This is a genomic window from Parabacteroides leei, from assembly GCF_023369805.1.
Lineage (GTDB): Bacteria > Bacteroidota > Bacteroidia > Bacteroidales > Tannerellaceae > Parabacteroides > Parabacteroides leei.
In genome coordinates this window covers 233,814-255,527 of sequence record NZ_JAMBQG010000008.1, presented here as the reverse complement: position 1 = coordinate 255,527, position 21,714 = coordinate 233,814, and the positions used below count along the sequence as shown (strand labels likewise).

At 40.8% G+C, this 21,714-nt stretch carries 14 protein-coding genes; 10 read left to right on the top strand and 4 right to left on the bottom strand.

What is annotated here, in order from left to right:
* Positions 1-7 precede the first annotated feature (7 nt).
* A complete protein-coding gene (locus tag M1P97_RS13840; protein WP_195371398.1) occupies positions 8-1,279 on the bottom strand; it encodes a mechanosensitive ion channel family protein in 1,272 nt (423 codons plus the stop codon).
* A gap of 88 nt (positions 1,280-1,367) precedes the next feature.
* Complete coding sequence (locus M1P97_RS13835) at positions 1,368-2,537, bottom strand: mechanosensitive ion channel family protein (protein WP_249389384.1); 1,170 nt, start codon at positions 2,535-2,537, stop codon at positions 1,368-1,370.
* 204 nt (positions 2,538-2,741) lie between these two features.
* Here M1P97_RS13835 and M1P97_RS13830 point away from each other — a divergent pair, with 204 nt between their 5' ends.
* The 9 genes from M1P97_RS13830 to M1P97_RS13790 all read left to right on the top strand — a co-directional run bounded on the left by M1P97_RS13830 (position 2,742) and on the right by M1P97_RS13790 (position 13,898).
* Positions 2,742-5,606 (top strand): M16 family metallopeptidase, encoded by a 2,865-nt coding sequence (locus tag M1P97_RS13830; protein WP_249389396.1) that lies wholly within the window; start codon positions 2,742-2,744, stop codon positions 5,604-5,606.
* 2 nt (positions 5,607-5,608) lie between these two features.
* Positions 5,609-6,064 (top strand): DUF4268 domain-containing protein, encoded by a 456-nt coding sequence (locus M1P97_RS13825; protein ID WP_195371394.1) that lies wholly within the window; start codon positions 5,609-5,611, stop codon positions 6,062-6,064.
* A gap of 6 nt (positions 6,065-6,070) precedes the next feature.
* On the top strand, positions 6,071-8,620 hold the full coding sequence (locus M1P97_RS13820) for a M1 family metallopeptidase (protein WP_249389383.1): 2,550 nt from the start codon (positions 6,071-6,073) through the stop codon (positions 8,618-8,620).
* Positions 8,621-8,629: 9 nt separating this feature from the next.
* Entirely contained in the window at positions 8,630-8,947 is a 318-nt protein-coding gene (locus tag M1P97_RS13815) for a DMT family transporter (protein WP_075557412.1), read from the top strand.
* Positions 8,948-9,196: 249 nt separating this feature from the next.
* Entirely contained in the window at positions 9,197-10,048 is an 852-nt protein-coding gene (hisG, locus tag M1P97_RS13810; protein ID WP_249389382.1) for an ATP phosphoribosyltransferase, read from the top strand.
* Between the two features lie 3 nt (positions 10,049-10,051).
* On the top strand, positions 10,052-11,332 hold the full coding sequence (gene hisD / locus M1P97_RS13805) for a histidinol dehydrogenase (RefSeq protein WP_249389381.1): 1,281 nt from the start codon (positions 10,052-10,054) through the stop codon (positions 11,330-11,332).
* Positions 11,329-12,360 carry a histidinol-phosphate transaminase gene (hisC, locus tag M1P97_RS13800; RefSeq protein ID WP_195371386.1) on the top strand — a complete coding sequence of 344 codons (1,032 nt, stop codon included), beginning with the start codon at positions 11,329-11,331 and terminating at the stop codon, positions 12,358-12,360. The genes hisD and hisC overlap by 4 nt, the downstream gene beginning before the upstream one ends.
* A gap of 2 nt (positions 12,361-12,362) precedes the next feature.
* On the top strand, positions 12,363-13,490 hold the full coding sequence (gene hisB, locus M1P97_RS13795; RefSeq protein ID WP_249389380.1) for a bifunctional histidinol-phosphatase/imidazoleglycerol-phosphate dehydratase HisB: 1,128 nt from the start codon (positions 12,363-12,365) through the stop codon (positions 13,488-13,490).
* Between the two features lie 9 nt (positions 13,491-13,499).
* The gene (locus M1P97_RS13790) at positions 13,500-13,898 is read left to right on the top strand and encodes a lipocalin-like domain-containing protein (protein WP_195371382.1); all 399 of its coding nucleotides are present in this window, start codon (positions 13,500-13,502) and stop codon (positions 13,896-13,898) included.
* Positions 13,899-13,972: 74 nt separating this feature from the next.
* Here M1P97_RS13790 and ybaK read toward each other — a convergent pair whose 3' ends face one another.
* On the bottom strand, positions 13,973-14,455 hold the full coding sequence (gene ybaK / locus M1P97_RS13785) for a Cys-tRNA(Pro) deacylase (protein WP_075557418.1): 483 nt from the start codon (positions 14,453-14,455) through the stop codon (positions 13,973-13,975).
* A gap of 1 nt (position 14,456) precedes the next feature.
* Positions 14,457-16,583 carry a Tex family protein gene (locus tag M1P97_RS13780; RefSeq protein ID WP_249389379.1) on the bottom strand — a complete coding sequence of 709 codons (2,127 nt, stop codon included), beginning with the start codon at positions 16,581-16,583 and terminating at the stop codon, positions 14,457-14,459.
* A gap of 764 nt (positions 16,584-17,347) precedes the next feature.
* Between M1P97_RS13780 and M1P97_RS13775 the strand changes: the two genes are divergently transcribed.
* Positions 17,348-21,685, top strand: coding sequence for a leucine-rich repeat domain-containing protein (locus tag M1P97_RS13775; RefSeq protein WP_249389378.1), 4,338 nt, complete (start codon positions 17,348-17,350; stop codon positions 21,683-21,685).
* The last annotated feature ends 29 nt before the right edge of the window (positions 21,686-21,714 follow it).

Here is a 21,714-nt window from a genome sequence, read left to right as displayed (position 1 = left end):
TTTTTTATTAGTTTGAAGCTTGGATTCTTAAATGATGCAGATCGGAGCCTGACACCTCCTGGAAAACCTGCAACCCGAACTCCGGTAACACAGCCAGGATATGATCGAATACGTCGGATTGAATGCCTTCGTAAGGTATCCAAACGGTTGTTGCGGCAAAGAAATATAACTCCATCGGTATCCCTTTTTCTGTCGGTTGCAGTTGGCGTACCATGCACGTAAGATCCTTGTTTACGTCAGGATTACTTTTTAGGTAATTCACCAGGTAAGCACGAAAAACACCGAGGTTGGTTTGGCGGCGTCCGTTCACTTTGATAGAATCATCTATATTATGCTCTTCATTATATCTTTCCAGTTCCTTTTGCTTTGTGTCGATATATTCGGTTAATAAGGATATCTTGCGGAATTTGGCAAGCATTTCCGGTGTACAAAAACGTACACTGTTCATGTCGATATTGATCGAGCGTTTAACGCGTCGACCGCCTGATTCCTGCATGCCTCGCCAGTTTTGGAAAGAGTCGCTGACAAGAGCGTAAGGCGGTATCATGGTGATTGTGTTATCGAAATTCCGTACTTTGATCGAGTTCAGTGTCACTTCGATCACAGTTCCGTCTGCGCCGTATTTAGTCATTGTGATCCAGTCGCCCGGACGGAGCATGTCGTTGGCCGACAGTTGGATACCGGCCACAAATCCGAGTATCGTGTCTTTGAATACCAACATAAGGATAGCTGCGGATGCACCCAATCCGGCAAACAATGTAGCGGGTGATTTCCCGATCAGGATACTGATGATAATGATAAACCCGACAAAGAACACAAGTACCTGAATGATCTGCACAAACCCTTTCAACGGTTTATTCTTGAAGGCTTCTTTCCGGTTGTATATTTCGAGGAGCAGATTTAATGCTGCATTGATGAAACGTAATATGACAGCTACAATATAGATACTGCAGATCATTTGAAGAATTCCCAGCAATGTGGGCATTTCTTCTCTCGGAAGCGCAAGCGGTAGCATGATATACACCAAAATGGCCGGTATCAGGTGCATCAGCTTATTGATGATCTTGCGTTCCACAATCAGATCGTCCCATTGGTTCCGGGTCCTTTTGGCAAAGCGTTTAAATAATCCGAGAAAGAGGTAGCGGCAAGTATAATCGATCGCGACGGTTACTATTATAACAAGAAGCAGCACGATCAGGTTATCCCATATGTTTGCCGAATCGTGTACTAAACCCCATTTAACCAGATAACTGTTAATCCATTGTTGTAATTCACTCATAAATATGTCTTTAAAGTTATGAATACAAATATATGGAAAAAATCAGAGCCTCCCAAAAGGTGATATCAAAAGTCTCCCGGTACTAATGTTAATCCGAATACTGATAGACCTTCAATTCGAACTTGGGAACCATCGCAAAGAAATGATCGAATATATCCGATTGAATGCGTTCGTACTCTTTCCATACTTTATTGCGGGAGAAGAAGTAGATTTGAATGGGTACACCATATTCTGTCGATTGTAACTGGCTGATGATTAAGTCCAGATCCGTATTGACTACCGGCAGGCTGGTCAGATACTTTTCGACATACACACGGAACATTTGCGAATTGGTCGGTGTTACGCCTTCGTCCGGTTGATAGTCAGCCAGCAAGGGTATTTCTTTACGGAAAGTATCCAGCATTTCAGGTGTGCAGAACTTAATCGTATTCAGATCGAGGAAAATCGATTTCATAACCCGCCGTCCGCCTGATTCGACCATTCCCCGCCAGTTCTGGAAGGAGTTATTGACCAGCGTATAAGGCGGAATAGTGGAAATTGTATTATCGAAGTTCTGTATCTTGACTGTGTTCAGCGTAATTTCCTGTACCACACCGTTGGCATTCGATCCCGGTACCGTGATCCAGTCGCCCGGTCGCAGCATATCGTTGGCTGAAAGTTGTATACCTGCTACGAACCCTAATATCGTATCCTTGAATACCAGCATCAGGATAGCGGCCGAAGCACCCAGCCCGGCAAATAAGGTGGCCGGTGATTTCCCCATCAGGATTGCAATAATAACAATAGCACCAATAAAGAAAGCCAACACCTGGAAGACCTGTATGAAACCTTTTATCGACCGGTTCTTGTTTACTTCCCGGTGATTATAGATATCCATGATAACCAGGAGAAAACCGTTAATGGCCAATAGTAATACAAATACGATATAAACAGCACAGATTTTCTGTGAAATCAGTAGCAATTCTTTTCCCCGGATAAAGGCCATCGGAAGCAACGCATACACAATAATACCGGGAATGGCATGTACCAGGTTATGTACAACTTTACGCTTGATCAGCAATGTATCCCAGAAATAATGGCTTTTCTCCGACAATTTTCTAACACTACCTACAAAAATGTATTGACATAAATAATCGACCCCGATTGCTACCGCAATCAATAACACGGCAATAATAAATTCATCGAATGTATCAGCAATCTTCGGATCTACGCCCCAACCAATAAGGAGCTTGTTCATCCAACTACCTAAGTTCACCATAATTTGTATCGTTTTTTATATTGAAAACATTTAACTAGGCATTTGGTTGAGTAATTTAGTAAATAGATTCGTTCGGACAGGGTTTGTCAGCGGATAATTAAAATAAAAAAGCCTAATAATCCCTGATAACAGAAAGGAATCCGGTATCTTTGTAAACCATATATAATTAGTGGTGGTAAAATATCCATGAAAGCATTATTGATGATGATGTTATTTGCAAATACAACGAATCTGTTGGCTGCTCAGAATTCAAAAGCACTTGAAGTAAAAGAATATAAACTGGAAAATGGACTGACCGTCTGGCTGAACGAAGATCACAGCCAGCCGAAAGTGTTTGGAGCTGTGGTTGTAAAAGCGGGAGCAAAAGATTGTCCGGATACAGGGATCGCTCATTATTTCGAGCATATGATGTTTAAGGGAACTGATAAAATCGGAACCATCGACTATGAAGCTGAAAAAATTCTGCTCGACTCTATCTCTGCGAAATACGACGAACTGGCTGTTACTGAAGATGAAGAAGTCCGCACCCGCATACAGCAGGAAATAAACGAATTAAGTATTCAATCCTCCGATTATGTAATACCGAACGAATTCAACCGTTTAATCTCTAAATACGGAGGTTCGGGGTTGAATGCGGCTACATCCTACGATGCTACGATCTATTTCAATACCTTTTCTCCTCAATATATGACCCAATGGGCGGAGATAAACAGCGAACGTTTATTGAATCCAGTTTTCCGTTTGTTTCAAAGTGAGTTGGAAACGGTTTATGAAGAAAAGAATATGTATGGCGATTTTATCGGTGGTCCGGTAATGGATCGTCTGCTTGCCCGATATTTTGCTCCACATCCTTATGCGTATCCGATCATCGGTAGCACAAAGAACCTGAAGAATCCGCGCCTGACGGAGATGCGGAATTTCTTTGAAGAATATTATGTCGCATCCAATATGGCATTGGTTCTGAGTGGCGATTTTGATACAGAAGCTGTGTTGCCCATTCTGGAACGTACTTTTTCGCGTATCCGTCCGGGAGAAGCTCCAAAGAAAGATATTGTGGCTTTACCATCCTTCAAAGGAAAGGAAAAGATGAAGGTCAAATTCCCTGTTCCGTTAGTAAAGGTTATGGGATTGGGGTTCCGGGGTGTTCCGGCTAACCATGAAGATCAGGCGGCGCTCGCCATTGCTGTTAATATGCTGAATAATGCTAACGGTACCGGATTTCTTGACAAACTGATGGTCGACCGGAAAATAATGGCCTGCATGGCTATGAACGAAAGTATGAATGAAGCCGGAATATTGGCTGTCGCCGTTGTACCCAAACTGATGCTTCAAACTTATAGTGGGGCTGAAAAGCTTGTCTGGCGTGAGATCAACCGGATCAAAGAAGGCGATTTCACCGACGAAGTATTTAATAGCCTGAAGCAGGAACAGCGACGTCAATATGCATCCAGCCTTGAAAATATCGATTCGCGTGCCCGGATCATGATGTCCCTTTATTCGCAGGGTAAAAGTTGGGAGGATTATTTGCAGGAAGTGACAAAGATCGATGCTCTGACAAAGGAGGATATCATGCAGGTTGCTCGCAAGTATTTTAGCGAGAATTATCTTTGTGTGACGAAAAAGACCGGCAAATATCCGAAGGATAATTTGATGAAACCGGATTTTACTCCTGTTGTGCCGAAGAACTCGGAGGCCAGTTCCGAATATGCAAAACAATTGGAACAAATGCCGACCCAGACAGTGGAACCTCGTTTTATTGACTTTGAGAAAGACGTACAAATAACAAAGCTTAATCCGCTGGCAACTTTATATACGACTACTAATCCGGTCACCGATATATTTTCGCTTAACCTGATCTATCAGGTCGGGACATTGGAGCAGCCACAGTTAAGCTATCTGGCTAATTATCTCCAGTTTCTAGGGACAGACTCTTTGTCGTTCCAGGACTTCAGAACCCGGTTGCAGGTGTTAGGCAGTACCATGTCTTTCGAGGCAAACGACAAGCAGTTTGTTATTCGTATTACAGGCTTTGATAATCATTTTAAAGAAACTGTTCTTTTGGCCGGCGATTTCATTACACATGTCAAGGCCGACGATAAGCAGATCCGCCAGGTTGTTAATGATGCGAAAGTAACCGAAAAAGCTTTTTTCGAATCCAGTGATAATATTGCAAATGCTTTACTCGAGAAAGTGAAGTATGGTGAACGGTCGCGTTATCTCCGCAAACTATCTCTTTCAGAGATAAAGAAACTGAAAGGAAAGGACCTGCTAGTTATTTTTGCAAACGTCTGCCAGACGGAGTGCGACCTGCATTATTGCGGAACGTTATCTTCCGATCAGGTGGAAGAGCAGTTAAAAGCCTCTATACCGTTAAAAGAGATAACGATTGCTGCCGATTCCGATTATTACCGAGATCCGGAAGTGTATGACAAGTCCGTCGTTTATTTTATGGATATGCCGACAGCGTCGCAAAGTATTGTGTACGGTTTTGCGAAAGGAGAGGTGACGGACGATTTATGGTCGCGTCATGCCTCCCGTTTGTTCTCTGTTTATTTCGGTGGAGATATGTCGTCGTTGATGTTTCAGGAGATAAGGGAATTCCGTTCGTTAGCCTACCGTGTTAGCGGGCGTTATTTATTGCCGCCTCATAAACTGGAAGGAAAAGCCGGTGAGTTTGTTACCATGTTGTCTACCCAAAGCGATAAGACATTGGATGCGATGGAAGTGATGAGCTCTCTGATCAGTGACATGCCGGAGAAGCCGGATAGAATATCGACGGTCAAGCAATTGATCACAAATCAGGTGAACAACGATTACCCATCCTTCAGAGAGTTGTCGGAAAAGGTGGCAGGATATAAAAGGAATGGCTTTGAAAGTGATCCGAATGAAGCTCTATTGGCCGGCATCTCGGATATGGATATGAAAGATATTGTCCGCTTCTACCGTCATAATATCCGACTGAAACCCATTGTTTATGTTATTGTAGGCAATTCTAGGCGTATAGATATGAAGAAGCTGGCTGAGTATGGAGAGATTATCAGATTGAGAAAGAAAGATATTTATAAATAATAATGTATAGTAAAGACGAATTAAAGAACCTGAAACTGGAATTCTGGGAAAGTTTTGCCGCCTTTTGCGAAGTTCAGCCAAACCTGAGAGGACGTAAGAAGATATGGACACTATATGATACCAAGGTGAAAGGAGTGGAACTGAAGTTTGACGCAAACCGTACAGGCGCTTATGTAATCCTTGAAGTGAATCATAAAAGGGAAGATCTCCGGTTGGAAATGTTCGAGCGCCTTTCATGGTATAAGGATACGCTTGAGCAGGATTTTCCGGAAGGTTTGATCTGGGATATTTGTTTTGTAAGGGAAACTGGCAAAGAAGTTGCCCGTATTTATATAGCTAAAGAAGGAATCGATTTCCATCGTAAACAAGATTGGGGAGAATTCTTTACTTTTATGGCGTCGCAGATGTACATTCTGGAACGTAATTTTATGTCGATCGCTGAATATTTGAGAGAGTAAAAATATATGGAACACATTCACACGATATGCCGTATTGCCGGAATAGCAGCCATTGGCTTGTTAACAGCCTGTGGAACACAACAAAGAGATGCTGCGTTGCAGGAAGCCGGAGTAAGTCGTGAACTGGCACAGTTCAGAAAAGAGCATTTCGGGCAGGTCAAGTATAATCTATTTTTCTCCATTCCGGAGACGAAACAGGAACCTGTCAAAGGAAATGCCGAAATTCAATTGTCCTTACAGAAAAAACAGCCGATTATCATAGATTTTCGTGGAGAATCTTCGCAAGTCGCGTTGGTATTGTTGAATGGACAACCTGTTCCTTATGAAGTCAAGAATGAGCATATTCTTATACCGGCAGAAAGAAGTGTTGTCGGAATAAATAAAGTGACCGTTGATTTTATTCCCGCCGACCAGTCTTTGAACAGGAGGGACGAGTTCCTTTATACATTATTGGTTCCTGACCGGGCACGGACTGCTTTTCCCTGTTTCGATCAGCCGGATATGAAGTCTCTGTTTACCCTGACACTGGAAATGCCGGAAGAGTGGCAGGCGGTGGCAAACGGGGCAATCGAGCGTACGGATACAGTGTCTGCTCCTGGTCGTAAGATCATTTCTTTTAAGGAAACGGAGCCGTTAAGCACTTATTTGTTTGCTTTCACTGCCGGAAAGTTTATTTGCGAAACATATACGCGGGACGGAAGAGATATCTCTCTATATCACCGGGAAACTGATCCGAAAAAGATAGCCCAGTGTCCGGCAATCGCATCAGAAGTATTCGATGCATTAGCTTGGATGGAAGAATATACGGATGTCCCGTATCCTTTTGCCAAATATGATCTGATCATCCTTCCCGGATTTCAGTTTGGCGGCATGGAGCATACAGGAGCTACCTTTTATACGGATCGGAGAATGTTTCTTAACGAAAGTCCGACGTTGAACGAGCAATTAAGCCGTAGCGCACTGATTGCCCACGAAACGGCTCACATGTGGTTTGGCGATTATGTCACCATGCAATGGTTTGATGATGTGTGGACGAAAGAGGTTTTTGCCAACTATTTTGCTTCACAGATCGTGACACCTTTGTATCCGAATGTGAATCATGCACTGAGCTTTATGCAGGATTACATTCCACCGGCATATTCAGAAGACCGTACTGCCGGAGCTAATCCTATCAAACAAAACCTGGATAATCTTCGTAATGCAGGTTTGGTTTATGGCAACATTATCTATGATAAGTCGCCGGTAGTCCTTGAAATGCTGATCAAGAAAATGGGGAAGGATGCTTTTCGTCAAGGTATTCAGGAGTATCTGAAAACTTACGCTTATGGGAATGCTACCTGGGACGGGCTTATCAGTATTCTGGATAAATATACTGATGATGATCTGGCCTCCTGGAGTCATATCTGGGTGAATGAAAAAGGAATGCCGGAAATCACAGCTTCGCTCGTTGGCGATAGTCTGATCGTGACTCAGAAAGATCCTTTTAACCGTGGCCTTAACTGGCCGCAGGATCTGTCCTTTCTGATTGTTCCCAAAAACGGGGATCCGGATGAAATTTCAGTTTCTCTCGAGAGAAATTCAAATTTCATCCGAGAGAAACTAAAAATGCTCCCGGAAGAAGGTGGTTTCATTATTCCTAATATAGATGGAAAAGGGTATGGTTTTTTCCATCTGAATGAAACAGATGCCCAAGCATGTGCAGCTTATCTGCCTGGCTGTAAAAATGAGCTGTTGAGAGGTTCCATACTGATCACTCTGTATGAGAATCTGTTAAACCAGGCTATTACTCCGGTATTATTTATGGAAACGATGTTGAACTATTTACCGAAAGAAGATAACTCATTACTCTTTTCCGCAGCTTTGAGTTATATCGGGAATTGTCAACGTCTGTATCCGGCGGAGACGGAAGCTTTAGAAAAGACTTTGTGGCAGATCGTAACAACATCCTCTGTCCCACAGCATCGCCTGCAGGCTTTCCGTTCATATCGTTCTTTGGCTAAATCTCCGGAAGCGATTACTACATTATATAATATATGGAAAAAAGAGCAAGCTCCGGCTGGTTGTATTTTAAGTGAGAATGATTATATCAGTCTATCTTATGTGTTGGCACTTCATTTACCGGAACAGGCTGATACTATTGTCAATACTCAGCAATCGCGTATAACAAACCCTGATCGGAAGCGCGAATATGCATTTATTTCACCATCAGTTTCTCCCCACAAAGAGGTGCGCGACAGTGTCTTTGCCTCTTTGTTGATAGCGGAGAACCGTCGTGTCGAACCCTGGGCTTCTATCGTGTTGGCAAACCTGAATAATCAATTACGACAAAAAGAAGCTATTGCATATATTCGTCCGGCTTTGGAGGAAATGCAGGAGATACAACGTACCGGTGATATATTTTTCCCGACAGCTTGGGCGCGTGCGTTGCTATCCGGGCATATTTCGCCCGAAGCTAGAGCTGAAGTCGATGCATTCTTCGCTACTCATCCGGATTATCCGCCGATGCTGGCAAATAAAATACGGCAACAAGCCGATCATTTATATAGAATTAAATAAGAATAAATTATGGGATGGATTTATTTGTTGCTGGGAGGCCTTTTTGAAATGGGCTGGCCTGTAGGTATGAAACTGGCACAAACAACGGGATCGCGTTTTCTTTATCTTTCAGTTGCTGTTATTTCGATGGCATTAAGCGGATACTTTTTATATCTGGCACAACGGACAATTCCGATCGGCACTGCTTATGTAGTGTGGACGGGAATAGGTGCAGTGGGAACCTTATTGATAGGAATTTTCTTTTTTGGAGACTCGGCAGGTATATGGCGTATCCTTTCAGCTATGTTGGTTATATGTGGAATTATCGGAATAAAACTGGCCTCGTAGAAAAAAAGTAAGCTTATTTGCTAATCTTTTGATAGATTTATTTGCAATTTCAATTATTATTGTAACTTTGCGGCATCAATAAAATAAAAAATGAAAACAAGAGTATCTCATCATCACCATCATCACAACGGGCAATAGTTCGGTGGGCTGTGAGGTGTGTAGATACGCATAAGAAATAAAATAAGGCTTGCCGTCATTCGGTAAGCCTTATTTGTTTTTGGAGAATATAATTTTAAAATAAAGATAAACATGTTACGAATTGCAGTACAATCGAAAGGTCGTTTATACGACGAAACAATGCTATTATTGGAAGAAGCGGGTATCAAACTGAACAGAGGCAAACGTATTTTGCTTTTATCGGCAAAAGGGTTTCCTGTAGAAGTTTTATTTCTCCGCGATGATGATATTCCTCAGTCTGTGGCCAACGGTGTGGCGGATGTAGGTATTGTCGGTGAAAACGAATATGTAGAAAAAGGGGGAGAAGCCCGTTTGGTTAAACGGTTAGGATTCAGTAGATGCCGTGTATCTTTGGCTATTCCGAAAGATGAAGATTATAAGGGGGTGGAATGGTTTGAAGGAAAAACGATTGCTACTTCATATCCTGAAATATTGAAAACCTACCTGAAAGAAAAAGGAGTAAAGGCCGACCTGCATGTGATCAGCGGTTCTGTAGAAATAGCTCCGGGTATCGGTCTGGCAGATGCTATCTTTGATATTGTAAGTTCCGGCAGTACGCTGGTTAGCAATCGTCTGAAAGAAGTAGAAGTCGTTATGCAGAGTGAAGCTCTTTTGATTGCAAACAATGAACTTCCTGAAGAAAAGCTGGCAATCCTCGACGAATTATTGTTCCGTTTCGAAGCTATACAAGTCGCCGAAGGTAAAAAATATGTCTTACTGAATGCCCCCAAAGATAAATTGGATGATATTATCCAGGTTTTACCCGGTATGAAAAGCCCGACAGTAACACCGTTGGCTAACGGCGACTGGGTTTCTGTTCAGTCTGTTATCGACGAGAAACATTTTTGGGAAATCATTGGCAAACTGAAATCGCTGGGTGCTGAAGGTATTCTGGTTATTCCGATTGAAAAAATGATACTTTAAATTATGGAAGTGATTAAATATCCGTCAAAAGAAGACTGGTTCTCTCTGGTCAAACGGCCGTCATTGGATGTAACGACATTGTTTGATACGGTCCGTACCGTTTTGAATGAAGTGCGTAACGAAGGGGATGTGGCCGTTAAGCGTTATGAAGAGAAGTTCGATAAGGTGAAACTATCGGCTCTTCAAGTGTCGGAGGCCGAAATGCAAGAGGCTTACGGACTCGTTTCCGACGATTTGAAACAGGCTATCCGTACGGCTAAAGATAACATCGAAAAATTTCATGCTTCGCAACGTTTCTCCGGACAAAAGATAGAAACGACACCAGGTGTAACTTGCTGGCAGAAAGCTGTTGCTATCGAAAAAGTCGGATTGTATATTCCGGGAGGAACGGCACCTTTGTTTTCAACGGTGTTAATGCTGGCAGTCCCGGCACATATCGCAGGATGTAAAGAAATCGTATTGTGCACTCCTCCGGATAAAGAAGGTAAGGTACATCCGGCTATCCTGTTTGCTGCAAAGACTGCAGGTGTCAGCAAGATATTCAAAGCGGGTGGAATACAGGCTATTGCTGCTATGGCGTATGGAACAGAGTCGGTACCAAAAGTCTATAAAATATTCGGTCCCGGAAATCAGTATGTGACGGCAGCCAAACAACTTGTAAGCCTGAAAGATGTCGCTATCGATATGCCTGCCGGCCCTTCCGAAGTAGAAGTAATCGCCGATAAGACTGCCAATCCTGATTTTATCGCAGCCGATTTCCTTTCACAGGCGGAACATGGAGCTGACAGTCAGGCTATATTGGTGACCTCGTCTGAAGAGATTGTTGTTCCTGTGATCGAGGCCATTCAAGAGCAATTGTCGAAATTATCCCGCAAAGAGATTACAGAAAAGGCCTTGGATCATAGTCGCATAATCGTGTTGAAGGATGAACAGGAAGTGATCGACTTCACAAACATGTATGCTCCGGAACATTTGATTATACAAACAGCAAACTATACTCATATCGCCGGACAGGTAGAGAACGCCGGTAGTGTCTTTATGGGTCCTTATACTCCGGAAAGTGCAGGCGATTATGCATCCGGAACAAATCATACTTTACCGACCAACGGATATGCCAAGGCATATAGCGGTGTAAACCTGGACAGCTTTATCAAGAAGATTACTTTCCAGGAGATCACAGCCGAAGGTATTAAAAACTTAGGTGAAACCATTCAGATCATGGCCGGAAACGAACAACTGGATGCTCACCGTAATGCAGTAACTATTAGATTGAATACAATATGATGGATTTAAAAAGCCTGGTAAGACCCAATATCTGGGAATTGAAACCGTATTCTTCAGCAAGAGACGAGTTTCACGGAAGTGCATCTGTTTTTCTGGATGCCAATGAAAATCCCTATAACGAACCTTATAATCGTTATCCCGACCCATTGCAATGGGAACTGAAAGACCGTATTGCTGAATTGAAAGATGTAGACCGTAATTCGATCTTTCTGGGAAATGGAAGCGATGAACCGATCGATCTTCTGATACGCGCATTTTGCGAACCGGCGGTAGACTGCATAGTCAGTATAACTCCTTCGTACGGAATGTATGAAGTGGCCGCTAATGTAAACGATGTGGAATTCAGAAGAGTCGAATTGACGGCAGATTTTGAATTGGATGCCGACAAATTACTGGGAGAGGTGGACGAATGGGTGAAAATTATTTTCCTTTGCTCTCCAAATAATCCGACAGGAAATAGCCTTGACCGGGATGAGATTTATAAAATCCTGAATAATTTTGAAGGGATTGTCGTATTGGATGAGGCTTATATCGATTTTTCAACGGAACCATCCTTTGTTCCTGAACTGAAGAAGTTCCCGAACCTGGTCGTTTTGCAAACGCTTTCCAAAGCATGGGGAGCCGCAGGTATCCGTTTGGGGATGGCGTTTGCTTCTCCTGAGATCGTTGCGATTCTGAATAAGATCAAGTATCCGTACAATGTTAATATTCTGACGCAGGAACGTGCTTTGGCTATCTTGAATAACGAAAGCGAAATGTTAGGACAGCTACGTCGTATCATGTCGGAACGTATTCGTTTGCAAGCGGCGTTACCGGAACTTCCCATTGTACATAAAATGTATCCGACCGATGCCAACTTTATTCTTGTTTATGTTGGTAAAGCTGACTCTGTCTATAATAAATTAGTTAAGAAAGGCGTTATTGTACGTAACAGAAATAATGTAACTTTGTGTCATGGTTGCCTGCGTATTACTGTTGGTACACCTGAAGAAAACGACGCATTACTTAAAGCATTAAAAAGTATATAAGGATGAAAAGAGCCCTCTTTATAGATAGGGACGGGACGTTGGTAATAGAGCCGCCGGTAGATTATCAGCTGGATAGTCTGGAAAAGCTGGAGTTCTACCCCAAAATGTTCCGTAACTTATATTTCATACGTAAACAGTTGGATTTTGAATTTGTCATGGTGACAAATCAGGATGGACTGGGTACGGATTCTTTCCCGGAAGACACTTTCTGGCCAGCTCATAATAAAATGCTCAAAGCGCTGGAAGGTGAGGGGATTGTCTTTGATGACATCCTGATCGATCGTTCTTTCCCGGAAGATAATTCGCCCAATCGTAAACCGCGCACCGGTATGATGGGGAATTATCTGAGTGGAGAATACGACCTGGAAAACAGTTACGTGATCGGCGATCGTCTGACTGATATGGAACTGGCCGTGAACCTTGGTTCTAAAGCAATCTGGTTACGTCCTGCCGACGAAGAGGCTGACAGGTTACTGGCCGAACATCCCGCTATTTCACCGGTTTTGATCACTGATGATTGGGATAAAGTAACGGAATATCTTTTTGCCGGTGAGCGTCGTGCAGTCGTACAACGTACAACAAAAGAAACAGATATCTATGTAGAAATCAATTTAGACGGAAACGGAAAAACCGAAATCTCGACCGGATTAGGTTTTTTTGACCATATGTTGGATCAGATAGGAAAACATTCCGGAGTAGATTTGGTTATACGTGTAAAAGGAGATTTGGATGTAGACGAACATCATACGATAGAGGATACCGCAATAGCCCTCGGAGAAGCCTTGTTGAAGGCTCTTGGCGACAAACGAGGTATTGAGCGATACGGTTATTCTCTTCCGATGGACGATTGCCTGTGTAGTGTGGCTCTCGACTTCGGAGGACGTCCCTGGTTGGTTTGGGACGCCGAATTTCGTCGTGAAAAGGTAGGTGATATGCCTACTGAAATGTTCCTCCATTTCTTTAAAAGTCTGAGTGATGCAGCGCGCATGAATCTGAACGTTAAAGCGGAGGGAGCAAACGAACATCATAAGATAGAAGGAATCTTCAAAGCTTTGGCACGATCTGTAAAAATGGCGATACGCCGTGATATTTATAAATATGAATTGCCCAGCACAAAGGGCGTCTTATAAAAAAGTGATATGAAATACTGGTTAATAGCCGCTGTCGCAATCATAATGGCAGCATGTAATGATGATATCGAACATAAGCTGGAAGGCAAATGGCAGTTACAGCAGGTGGAAGCTGACGGAGAAGTGATACAGGCTGATACAGTGTTTTATAATTTCCAGAATGTGCTGTTTATGTATCAGGTGTTTATACCGGATTCAAATATGTATGTGTTACAACATGGTTTTAATACTTTGGGAGAAGATAATCAACTGACACTCGAATTATCGGATGTTCCTCGTCAGGCTGAGAGGTTTTTACCTTATACGGATTGGAAATCGAAAATACGCACATTCACCATCGAAGAATCCAACAGAAAACATTTGATCCTTAATAGCGAAGGGAAAAGATATACTTTCAGAAAGTTCTGAAAATACTTTTTGATCGAAAAAACGATATTGTCAGGTGATTCTATCGTTTTTTCGGTCAAAATGAGTTTGTGCAGCTAGTCGCCGCTTACCAGATCGGCCAGCGAAGCATTCGTTTCGCGAATAAGGTCGGCCGGAGCCAGTAAAACCTGCAAACCGCGTTGTCCGGCACTGACATAGATATTTTCGAAATTCTCTGCACTGAGATGGATATAAGTGGGAAAATGTTTCTTCATCCCGATAGGAGAACATCCTCCCCGGATGTAACCGGTCAAAGGCAACAACTCTTTAACGGGGATCATTTCGCATTTTTTGTTTCCCGACACTTTGGCAGCTTTCTTTAAATCCACTTCATCCGCTCCGGGAATGACGCAAACGAAATATCCGCTTTTGTCGCCATGCAAGATCAACGTTTTGAATACCTGTTCTACATTTTCTCCTAGTTGCTCTGCAACATGGGTGGCGCTTAAATCGTTTTCATCCACTTCGTAAGGCACCAGCTGATAAACTATTTTAGCTTTATCCAACAGCCTGGCTACATTTGTCTTATTAATTTTCATATCATAACCCTTTCATAGATAGTTGAACCCGCTTACGGGCCAGGTCTACACTCATAACTTTCACCTTGACGTGCTGGTGTATGGACACAACCTGTGTCGGATCGCTGATGAAACGATCGGCCAGTTCTGAAATATGAACCAGTCCGTTCTCCTTGATACCGACGTCGACAAAACATCCGAAGTTCGTAATATTCGTTACGATTCCCGGCAATACCATGCCTTCTTTTAAGTTTTCTATCGTTTTGACGGTAGGATCGAAAGAAAAGACCTGTATCGCCTGACGAGGATCTCTTCCCGGTTTATCCAGTTCTTCCATAATATCGAGTAGGGTCGGCATGCCGACTTTTTCTGTGATATATTTGGTAAGATCCAGCTTTTTCTTCAACTCCTTATTGGTGATCAGCTCTTCTACCGTGCATTTCAAGTCCTTCGCCATCTGTTCTACGATCGGATAACTTTCCGGATGGACGGCTGAATTATCCAAAGGCGTCTTCCCGTTCTGGATACGCAAGAATCCGGCACTTTGTTCAAAAGCTTTTTCTCCCATGCGGGGCACTTTCATTAACTCGCGTCTCGACTGGAAAGGACCGTGTTCGGCACGGTAATCCACAATATTTTGTGCCAGGGTAGGGCCCAGACCAGAAATATAAGTGAGCAGATGTTTGCTGGCCGTATTGACATTCACTCCAACCATATTTACGCAACTTTCGACTGTCTGGTCCAGGCTTTTCTTTAAAGCTCCTTGCTCGACATCATGTTGGTACTGGCCGACTCCAATGCTTTTCGGATCGATTTTAACCAGTTCGGCTAGTGGGTCCATCAACCGGCGTCCGATACTTACGGCACCACGTACTGTTACATCATATTCAGGAAATTCATCCCGTGCAATTTTAGACGCAGAATAGATAGACGCTCCGTTCTCGCTGACAACGAATACCTGTACCTTCCTGTCATAGCGGATATTGGTAATGAACTGTTCCGTTTCACGACTGGCCGTTCCGTTACCTATCGCAATGGCATCGATTGCATAAGTCGATACCAACTGGGAAACCTTGGCAGCCGCTTTGCTTTTCTCGTTCTGCGGCGGATGGGGATAGATTGCTTCATTATGAAGCAGGTTGCCTTGTGCATCCAGACAAACAAGCTTGCAACCGGTCCGATATCCCGGATCGACTCCCAGTACACGTTTTTGCCCCAATGGCGGAGCCAGTAGAAGTTGTCGCAGGTTCTCCGCAAATACGCGGATTGCTTCTTCATCCGCTTTGGCTTTACTGAGGTTTGCATATTCCGTTTCGATGGAAGGCTTGAGCAATCGCTTGAAAGAATCGTCGACAGCGTTGGCAACCTGGTCGGAAACTTCACTATTCCCTTTTACAAAACGTCTTTTCAGACGATCGAGGGTCGTATCTGTATCAGGGGATATACTGACTCTGAGGATACCTTCTGCTTCTCCGCGACGGAGAGCCAGCAGGCGGTGGGAACTGCATCGGTTCAACGGTTCGCTGAAATCAAAATAGTCACGGTATTTAGCACCTTCTTCCTCTTTCCCTTTAATTACTTTTGCGGAGATAACGCCTGTGTGGGCAAAAGAATTGCGTACAGCATTACGAGCTCCTTCATTTTCATTCACCCACTCGGCAATGATGTCACGTGCACCTTGCAGGGCTTCTGCTGCATTTTTTACTTCTCCTTTGATAAAGCTTTTCACCCGGCCTAACAGATCATGTTCGTTTTGTATCATGATGATCTTTGCAAGTGGTTCCAGCCCTTTTTTTCGGGCTATTTCAGCTTTTGTAACTCGTTTTGGTTTATAAGGAAGGTAGATGTCTTCTATCTCCGTACTATCCCATGAGTCTTCTATGCGTTTTTTCAACTCGGGAGTCAGTTTTCCCTGTTCCTCAATGGAGTTTACTATCGTTTCTTTACGTTTTTTCAGTTCGGTCAGTTTATCCAGCTGATCTTTGATATTTCCTATCTGGACTTCATCGAGTCCTCCGGTAACCTCTTTTCTGTACCGGCTGATAAAAGGAATTGTCGCTCCTTCTCCCAACAATCCGATTGTCCGTTCCACTTGTCCGACCGGAATATTTAAAGAATGGGAGATGAGTGTATGAAATGATGTTGTCATATTTATTTATTTTATGATTGGTACAGTTCCATCATGATTTCATCAACGATGTAAGCATCCTCTTGCCCGTGCTGCCGATTCGATACATGACGATACGAATATTGTTCGTAATTCTTCTTCTGTTTGCACAATTATCATATTATAATACCTGTTTATGCAAAAATAGGTATTAAATTTAAAAGGTTACTCCCGTTTAAGATGTTTTTGTGAATAGAACCTGGGAGACAGTGCCCGACAAGGGTAAAACTTACTTAGTAAGTAAGGTGAAATCTACTCGATAAGTAAGCGTGAGTCTACTTACTAAGTAACTGTGTACCTTACTTATCGAGTAGACCGAAGGCTACTTAATAAGTAGGTTCGTCGGATGATTTTAGCAGGCTTTTGTCTGTTTTTTATGTTATTGATATGCTAATTATGAATTTTTACGTATGTTTGCAGTAATTCTAATTAAAGACCTAGCGAGGCCTTGAACAGAAGGACTTATTAGAAAGCGAAAAGCGTTTACGATATTATTCCTAATTCAGAAAATCGCCAATTTTCAATCCCGAAGGAATAATAGACAACAAATGCTTGCGTTCTGCTGTTTCTTTTTGTCATTAAGCAAATACAGTATAGAGCGCAGGCTGTTGTTTTATTATCTTCGGTGATGGGTGTTTGGCGATACCTCTGAGTTGGATAATGAAATGACAGTTCCTGCGCTTTTCTTATTTGATAATCTTAAAAGTATGCCGAACGAGGGGAACAGGGAGGCAGAAAGTATATTCATGAAAAAAGTATCTTACATTCTATTGGCTATCCTATTAACTTGTTTATGCAGTACCAATAAGGCTAAATGTGAATTACTTCATCCAGATTTGAGTGTATTAAGTTCAGAACTTCTTTTTCGGGATTTATCTCTTGTATCCCCTACAGGTATTTCAGGAGAAGCAGCTCTAAAAAGTGTTGGCGATGGTTGGCAACAGACCATTAAAATGCCAGGATTTATTCGAACAAAATCACCCGTTCCGTTGAAGTTAACTGGTAATAGTAGTGACAACTCTCTTCTTTCAGTTAGAGCAATCAATAAAACCAAAGTAGAAGAAGGTTATAAGTATGACATTGAATTAGTTTATGATGGAGCGATATGGGAACAAAACAATTTTACAGGACAATCAGAGATAAAAATAGAACAAGAAAGTAACGATGAATACCAGTATGTAAGTCAGTCTATTCAGCTTAAATTTGAGCAAAAGGGACTTTTTTTCGCTAGAGTTTTACATTACGATGAAACAATGGGTACTGTTTCTTGCAGCGCAGGCGGCTCTTTCCCTCCTGGATATCCATTGGATGACAATTGTAAAAATATTACATTCTCTTTTTGGACAAAAAAAGGTTATCGTCTTAAAGATGTGAAAATAAATGGAGTTAGTAAAGGAAAAATCACATCTTATGTTGCAAGCATTGGCAAAAACTATCAAATAGAACCTATCTGGGAGAAGAAGCCAGAAACTTATACTGTAAAGGTTACTTATTTGGATGGTGGAAATGTAAAAGTAGATGATCAATCCATTACTTATACCGGTCAATCGGTCACAGTATCCGCAGATGCTGATGTGAAAATAACAATAATACCTTATACAGATTATCATATTCAACAAGTTAAGTTAGGAAATGAAGATGTGACTGATCGAGTAAATAATAATGTATTGACTATATTATCAATATCAGCCGATCAAGAAATAGATGTTAAGTTTGAAAAGGATGTACCAAAGACTTATACAGTGAAAATTACTTGTTCAGAAGGTGGAAGTGTAAGAGTCAATGACCAGTTTGTCACTACGGGTCAATCAGTAACAGTTGTTGCTGCTTCGAATGTGAAAATTGCTATAATGCCTCAAAATGATTATCATATTAAGTACATAAAACAGGGGGCAACAGATGTAACCAATCAGTTAAGTAATAATGTACTAACTATATCATCAATATCAGCCGATCAGGAAATAGACGTTAAGTTTGAAGAGGATGTACCGAAAACTTATACAATAAAAATTACTTATTCGTCTGGAGGAAGTGTGAAGGTGAATAATCAGTCTATTTCTTCCAACCAATCAACTACTGTAACTGCTTCAACTGATGTAAAAATAACGATAACCCCTCTAGTAGGCTATCATATCAAGCAGGTTCAGTTAGGAAACGATGATGTAACCGGTCAATTAAATAATAATATACTCACTATCTCATCTATTTCTACCGATAAAGATATAAAAGTCATATTTGAAAAAGATGCTTCGATAACTCATAGCGTAAAGGTTACTTATTCGGCAGGTGGAAGTGTGAAGGTGAATAATCAGTCTGTCACTTCCGGCCAATCAGCTACTGTAACTGCCTCAACTGATGTGAAAGTAACTATAACCTCCCAAATAGGCTATCATATCAAGCAAGTTAGGTTAGGAACTAAAGATGTTACTAATCAGTTAGAGAATAATGTATTGACTATTTCATCCATATTAGATAACGAAGAGATTACAGTTGCTTTTGAGTTGAATATTCATACAATAAATGTTACTTATAACGAAAGTGGCACTGTACAAGTGGATGGACTGTCTGTTGTATCCGAGCAATCAGTTAAAGTCAATGCTCTTAGTAATGTGAAAATTATGATAACCCCTCAAACCGGTTATCATATCAAGCAAGTTCTATTGGATAACAAGGATGTATTTAGTCAATTAAATAATAATGTATTAACTCTTTCTTCAATTACAGCAAACAAAGAGCTTATAATTACTTTTGAAAAAGACGCTCCTATAAATCATACCATTAAGCTTGCTTATTCGTCTGGCGGAAGTGTGAAGGTAAATGATCAATCCCTCATGTCTGGTCAGTCATTCACTGTCGCAGCTTCAACTGATGTAAAAGTAACGTTAACCCCTCAGAGTGGTTATCGTATCCGACAGATTAAGTTAGGAAGTGAGGATGTAACCAATCAATTAAGCAATAATATTTTGACGATTTCTGCCATTTCAGCTAATGTGGAATTATCTATTTCTTTTGAACAGATTCCGACTTACAAATTAAATATAAGCATGACGGGAGAGGCTGGCAGTATAAAAATAGGTGATAAGGTTATAACGGAATCTACTCTTATTTCAGATATCAAAGAAGAAAGTTCAATTTGTATCAATTTTCAACCAAGTAAATATTACAATATAAAGAGTATTATTCTTGAAGATAAAGATATAACGGATCAAATACAGAATGGTTCTTATACGATAGAATCGATGAAGTCTAATCTTACATTGAAAATAGAGTATATCCGAAAACAATATGCACTATTAATAGATATTCAAGGTACAGACAAAATAAAAATCAATGGAAAAGATGTTACAAATGGAAGTTCAATTATCATAAACTCCGGATATAATCGCATTGATATATCTTCTGAATATTATTTAATAAAACAAGTCTTGCTAGATAATAAAATCATAAATGAAGGATCTGGTAGTTATATCGAAATAAGTATGGATAGTGATAAGAAATTAACTATTATTGCAGAACTACGAGAAAAAAGAGAAGTCTCTCTGACATCAGAGGAACCAGGGACATTGGCATCGCATCTTTCTGAGGAAGATATGAAAATGGTGACAGATCTCAATATAAGTGGAGAAATAGATCAAAGAGATTTTCTTGTATTGAACCAAATGCAATCTTTATATAAATTGAGTTTGAGAGTAACAATAGGAGAATATAAAAATTATCCAGCTAATACAATACCAGAAAATGCTTTTCATAATAATAAAACCATAAAAATGATTTATCTTTCTAATTCAATAGAAGCTATAGGGAAACAAGCCTTTTTAGGTTCAGCAATATCTTATATTGAAAAATACGCTGAAAACTATAAGTACTTGACTAAAATAGGAGAAGAATCATTTAAAGATTGCCAATGTCTTACTCAAATACCATCTCTGTATAATATTTCAGTTATTGAAAAAGGTACTTTTGAGAATTGCTCCAATCTAACTACATTGTCTACTGTTTTAACTAATTTGAAAGAGATAAAAGAAGCAGCATTCAGAAATTGTAAAAACCTATCCATCACACTTGAGAGTGGTTTGGAGCGAATAGGTGATTATGCTTTTGAAAATGTCAAGAATGTTGAAATACCCAGGGGAGAGGATACTAAAATTGAATTATCTCATATAGGTATAAATGCACTAAAGGGATGTCAAGAATATATGTTTAATTTTGATAATTATCATAATTTGAAGGAACTTCCTTGTTTTGAGGGATGTAACAAACTTGCTTCTGTAACATTTCCTCCGAATGTAAAGGAAATTCCGGAAGGAACTTTTAAAGGTTGTACATCTTTGGCATATGTGAAAATGAATGAAAGTATAGAACGTATTGCAGAAAATGCTTTTATCGATAGTAAAGCCATATCTGAATTATTCGTTCCGGTAAATACGACTCCCGAAATTTATGCAAATAGTTTTAGTGATTTAACTTATTATGTTGCTAAATTATTGGTACCAGCAGATCAGCTTCCATTTTATCGTAATCATCCGGTTTGGGGCAAATTCGCAAATATAGAGCCGATTGGGGTTGCTACTAATCGTCAGTTTGAGCTATCTCTTACAGCAGGAGGATTTGTTGAGATAAAAGGAGATAAAGGTATATATTTTGATGATACTTTTTATTATGAAGGAACGAATGAATGTTCGTATCTGACATCTTCACGTATCGAATTAATTATTACACCGAATCAAGGATATTTAATAGAATCAGTTTACCTGAATGGAAAGAATATTACAAATGAGCTGGATGAAAATAATTTATATGTTATCCCTTATTTACTGGTTGATTCTAAACTTGAAGTTAAATTCAAAAAAGATAACACGACTGGTATCGAAATGATCAATACCGATAAACGAGTTTACCTTTCCGGTACCAATCAATTATCTTTAATCGGTTTTCAAGTAGGAGTTCATGTCTTTATATATGATGCTGGTGGACGTATAGTTAGGCAAACAATGATAAGTGGCAGTGTAGAAAAGATTGATTTACCAGGCAGAGGTATTTATTTTATAAGGGTGGATAAAGATACTTTTAAAATAGCTTTTTAGGTGAATAACCCGATCTTTACTTTATATAA

Coding starts and splice junctions, on each gene's coding strand:
- M1P97_RS13790 (WP_195371382.1), top strand. CDS start 13,500: ATGAAATACTGGTTAATAGCCGCTGTCGCAATCATAATGGCAGCATGT.
- M1P97_RS13840 (WP_195371398.1), bottom strand. CDS start 1,279: ATGAGTGAATTACAACAATGGATTAACAGTTATCTGGTTAAATGGGGT.
- M1P97_RS13775 (WP_249389378.1), top strand. CDS start 17,348: ATGAAAAAAGTATCTTACATTCTATTGGCTATCCTATTAACTTGTTTA.
- hisC (WP_195371386.1), top strand. CDS start 11,329: ATGATGGATTTAAAAAGCCTGGTAAGACCCAATATCTGGGAATTGAAA.
- M1P97_RS13815 (WP_075557412.1), top strand. CDS start 8,630: ATGGGATGGATTTATTTGTTGCTGGGAGGCCTTTTTGAAATGGGCTGG.
- M1P97_RS13830 (WP_249389396.1), top strand. CDS start 2,742: ATGATGTTATTTGCAAATACAACGAATCTGTTGGCTGCTCAGAATTCA.
- hisB (WP_249389380.1), top strand. CDS start 12,363: ATGAAAAGAGCCCTCTTTATAGATAGGGACGGGACGTTGGTAATAGAG.
- hisG (WP_249389382.1), top strand. CDS start 9,197: ATGTTACGAATTGCAGTACAATCGAAAGGTCGTTTATACGACGAAACA.
- ybaK (WP_075557418.1), bottom strand. CDS start 14,455: ATGAAAATTAATAAGACAAATGTAGCCAGGCTGTTGGATAAAGCTAAA.
- M1P97_RS13780 (WP_249389379.1), bottom strand. CDS start 16,583: ATGACAACATCATTTCATACACTCATCTCCCATTCTTTAAATATTCCG.
- M1P97_RS13820 (WP_249389383.1), top strand. CDS start 6,071: ATGGAACACATTCACACGATATGCCGTATTGCCGGAATAGCAGCCATT.
- M1P97_RS13825 (WP_195371394.1), top strand. CDS start 5,609: ATGTATAGTAAAGACGAATTAAAGAACCTGAAACTGGAATTCTGGGAA.
- hisD (WP_249389381.1), top strand. CDS start 10,052: ATGGAAGTGATTAAATATCCGTCAAAAGAAGACTGGTTCTCTCTGGTC.
- M1P97_RS13835 (WP_249389384.1), bottom strand. CDS start 2,537: ATGGTGAACTTAGGTAGTTGGATGAACAAGCTCCTTATTGGTTGGGGC.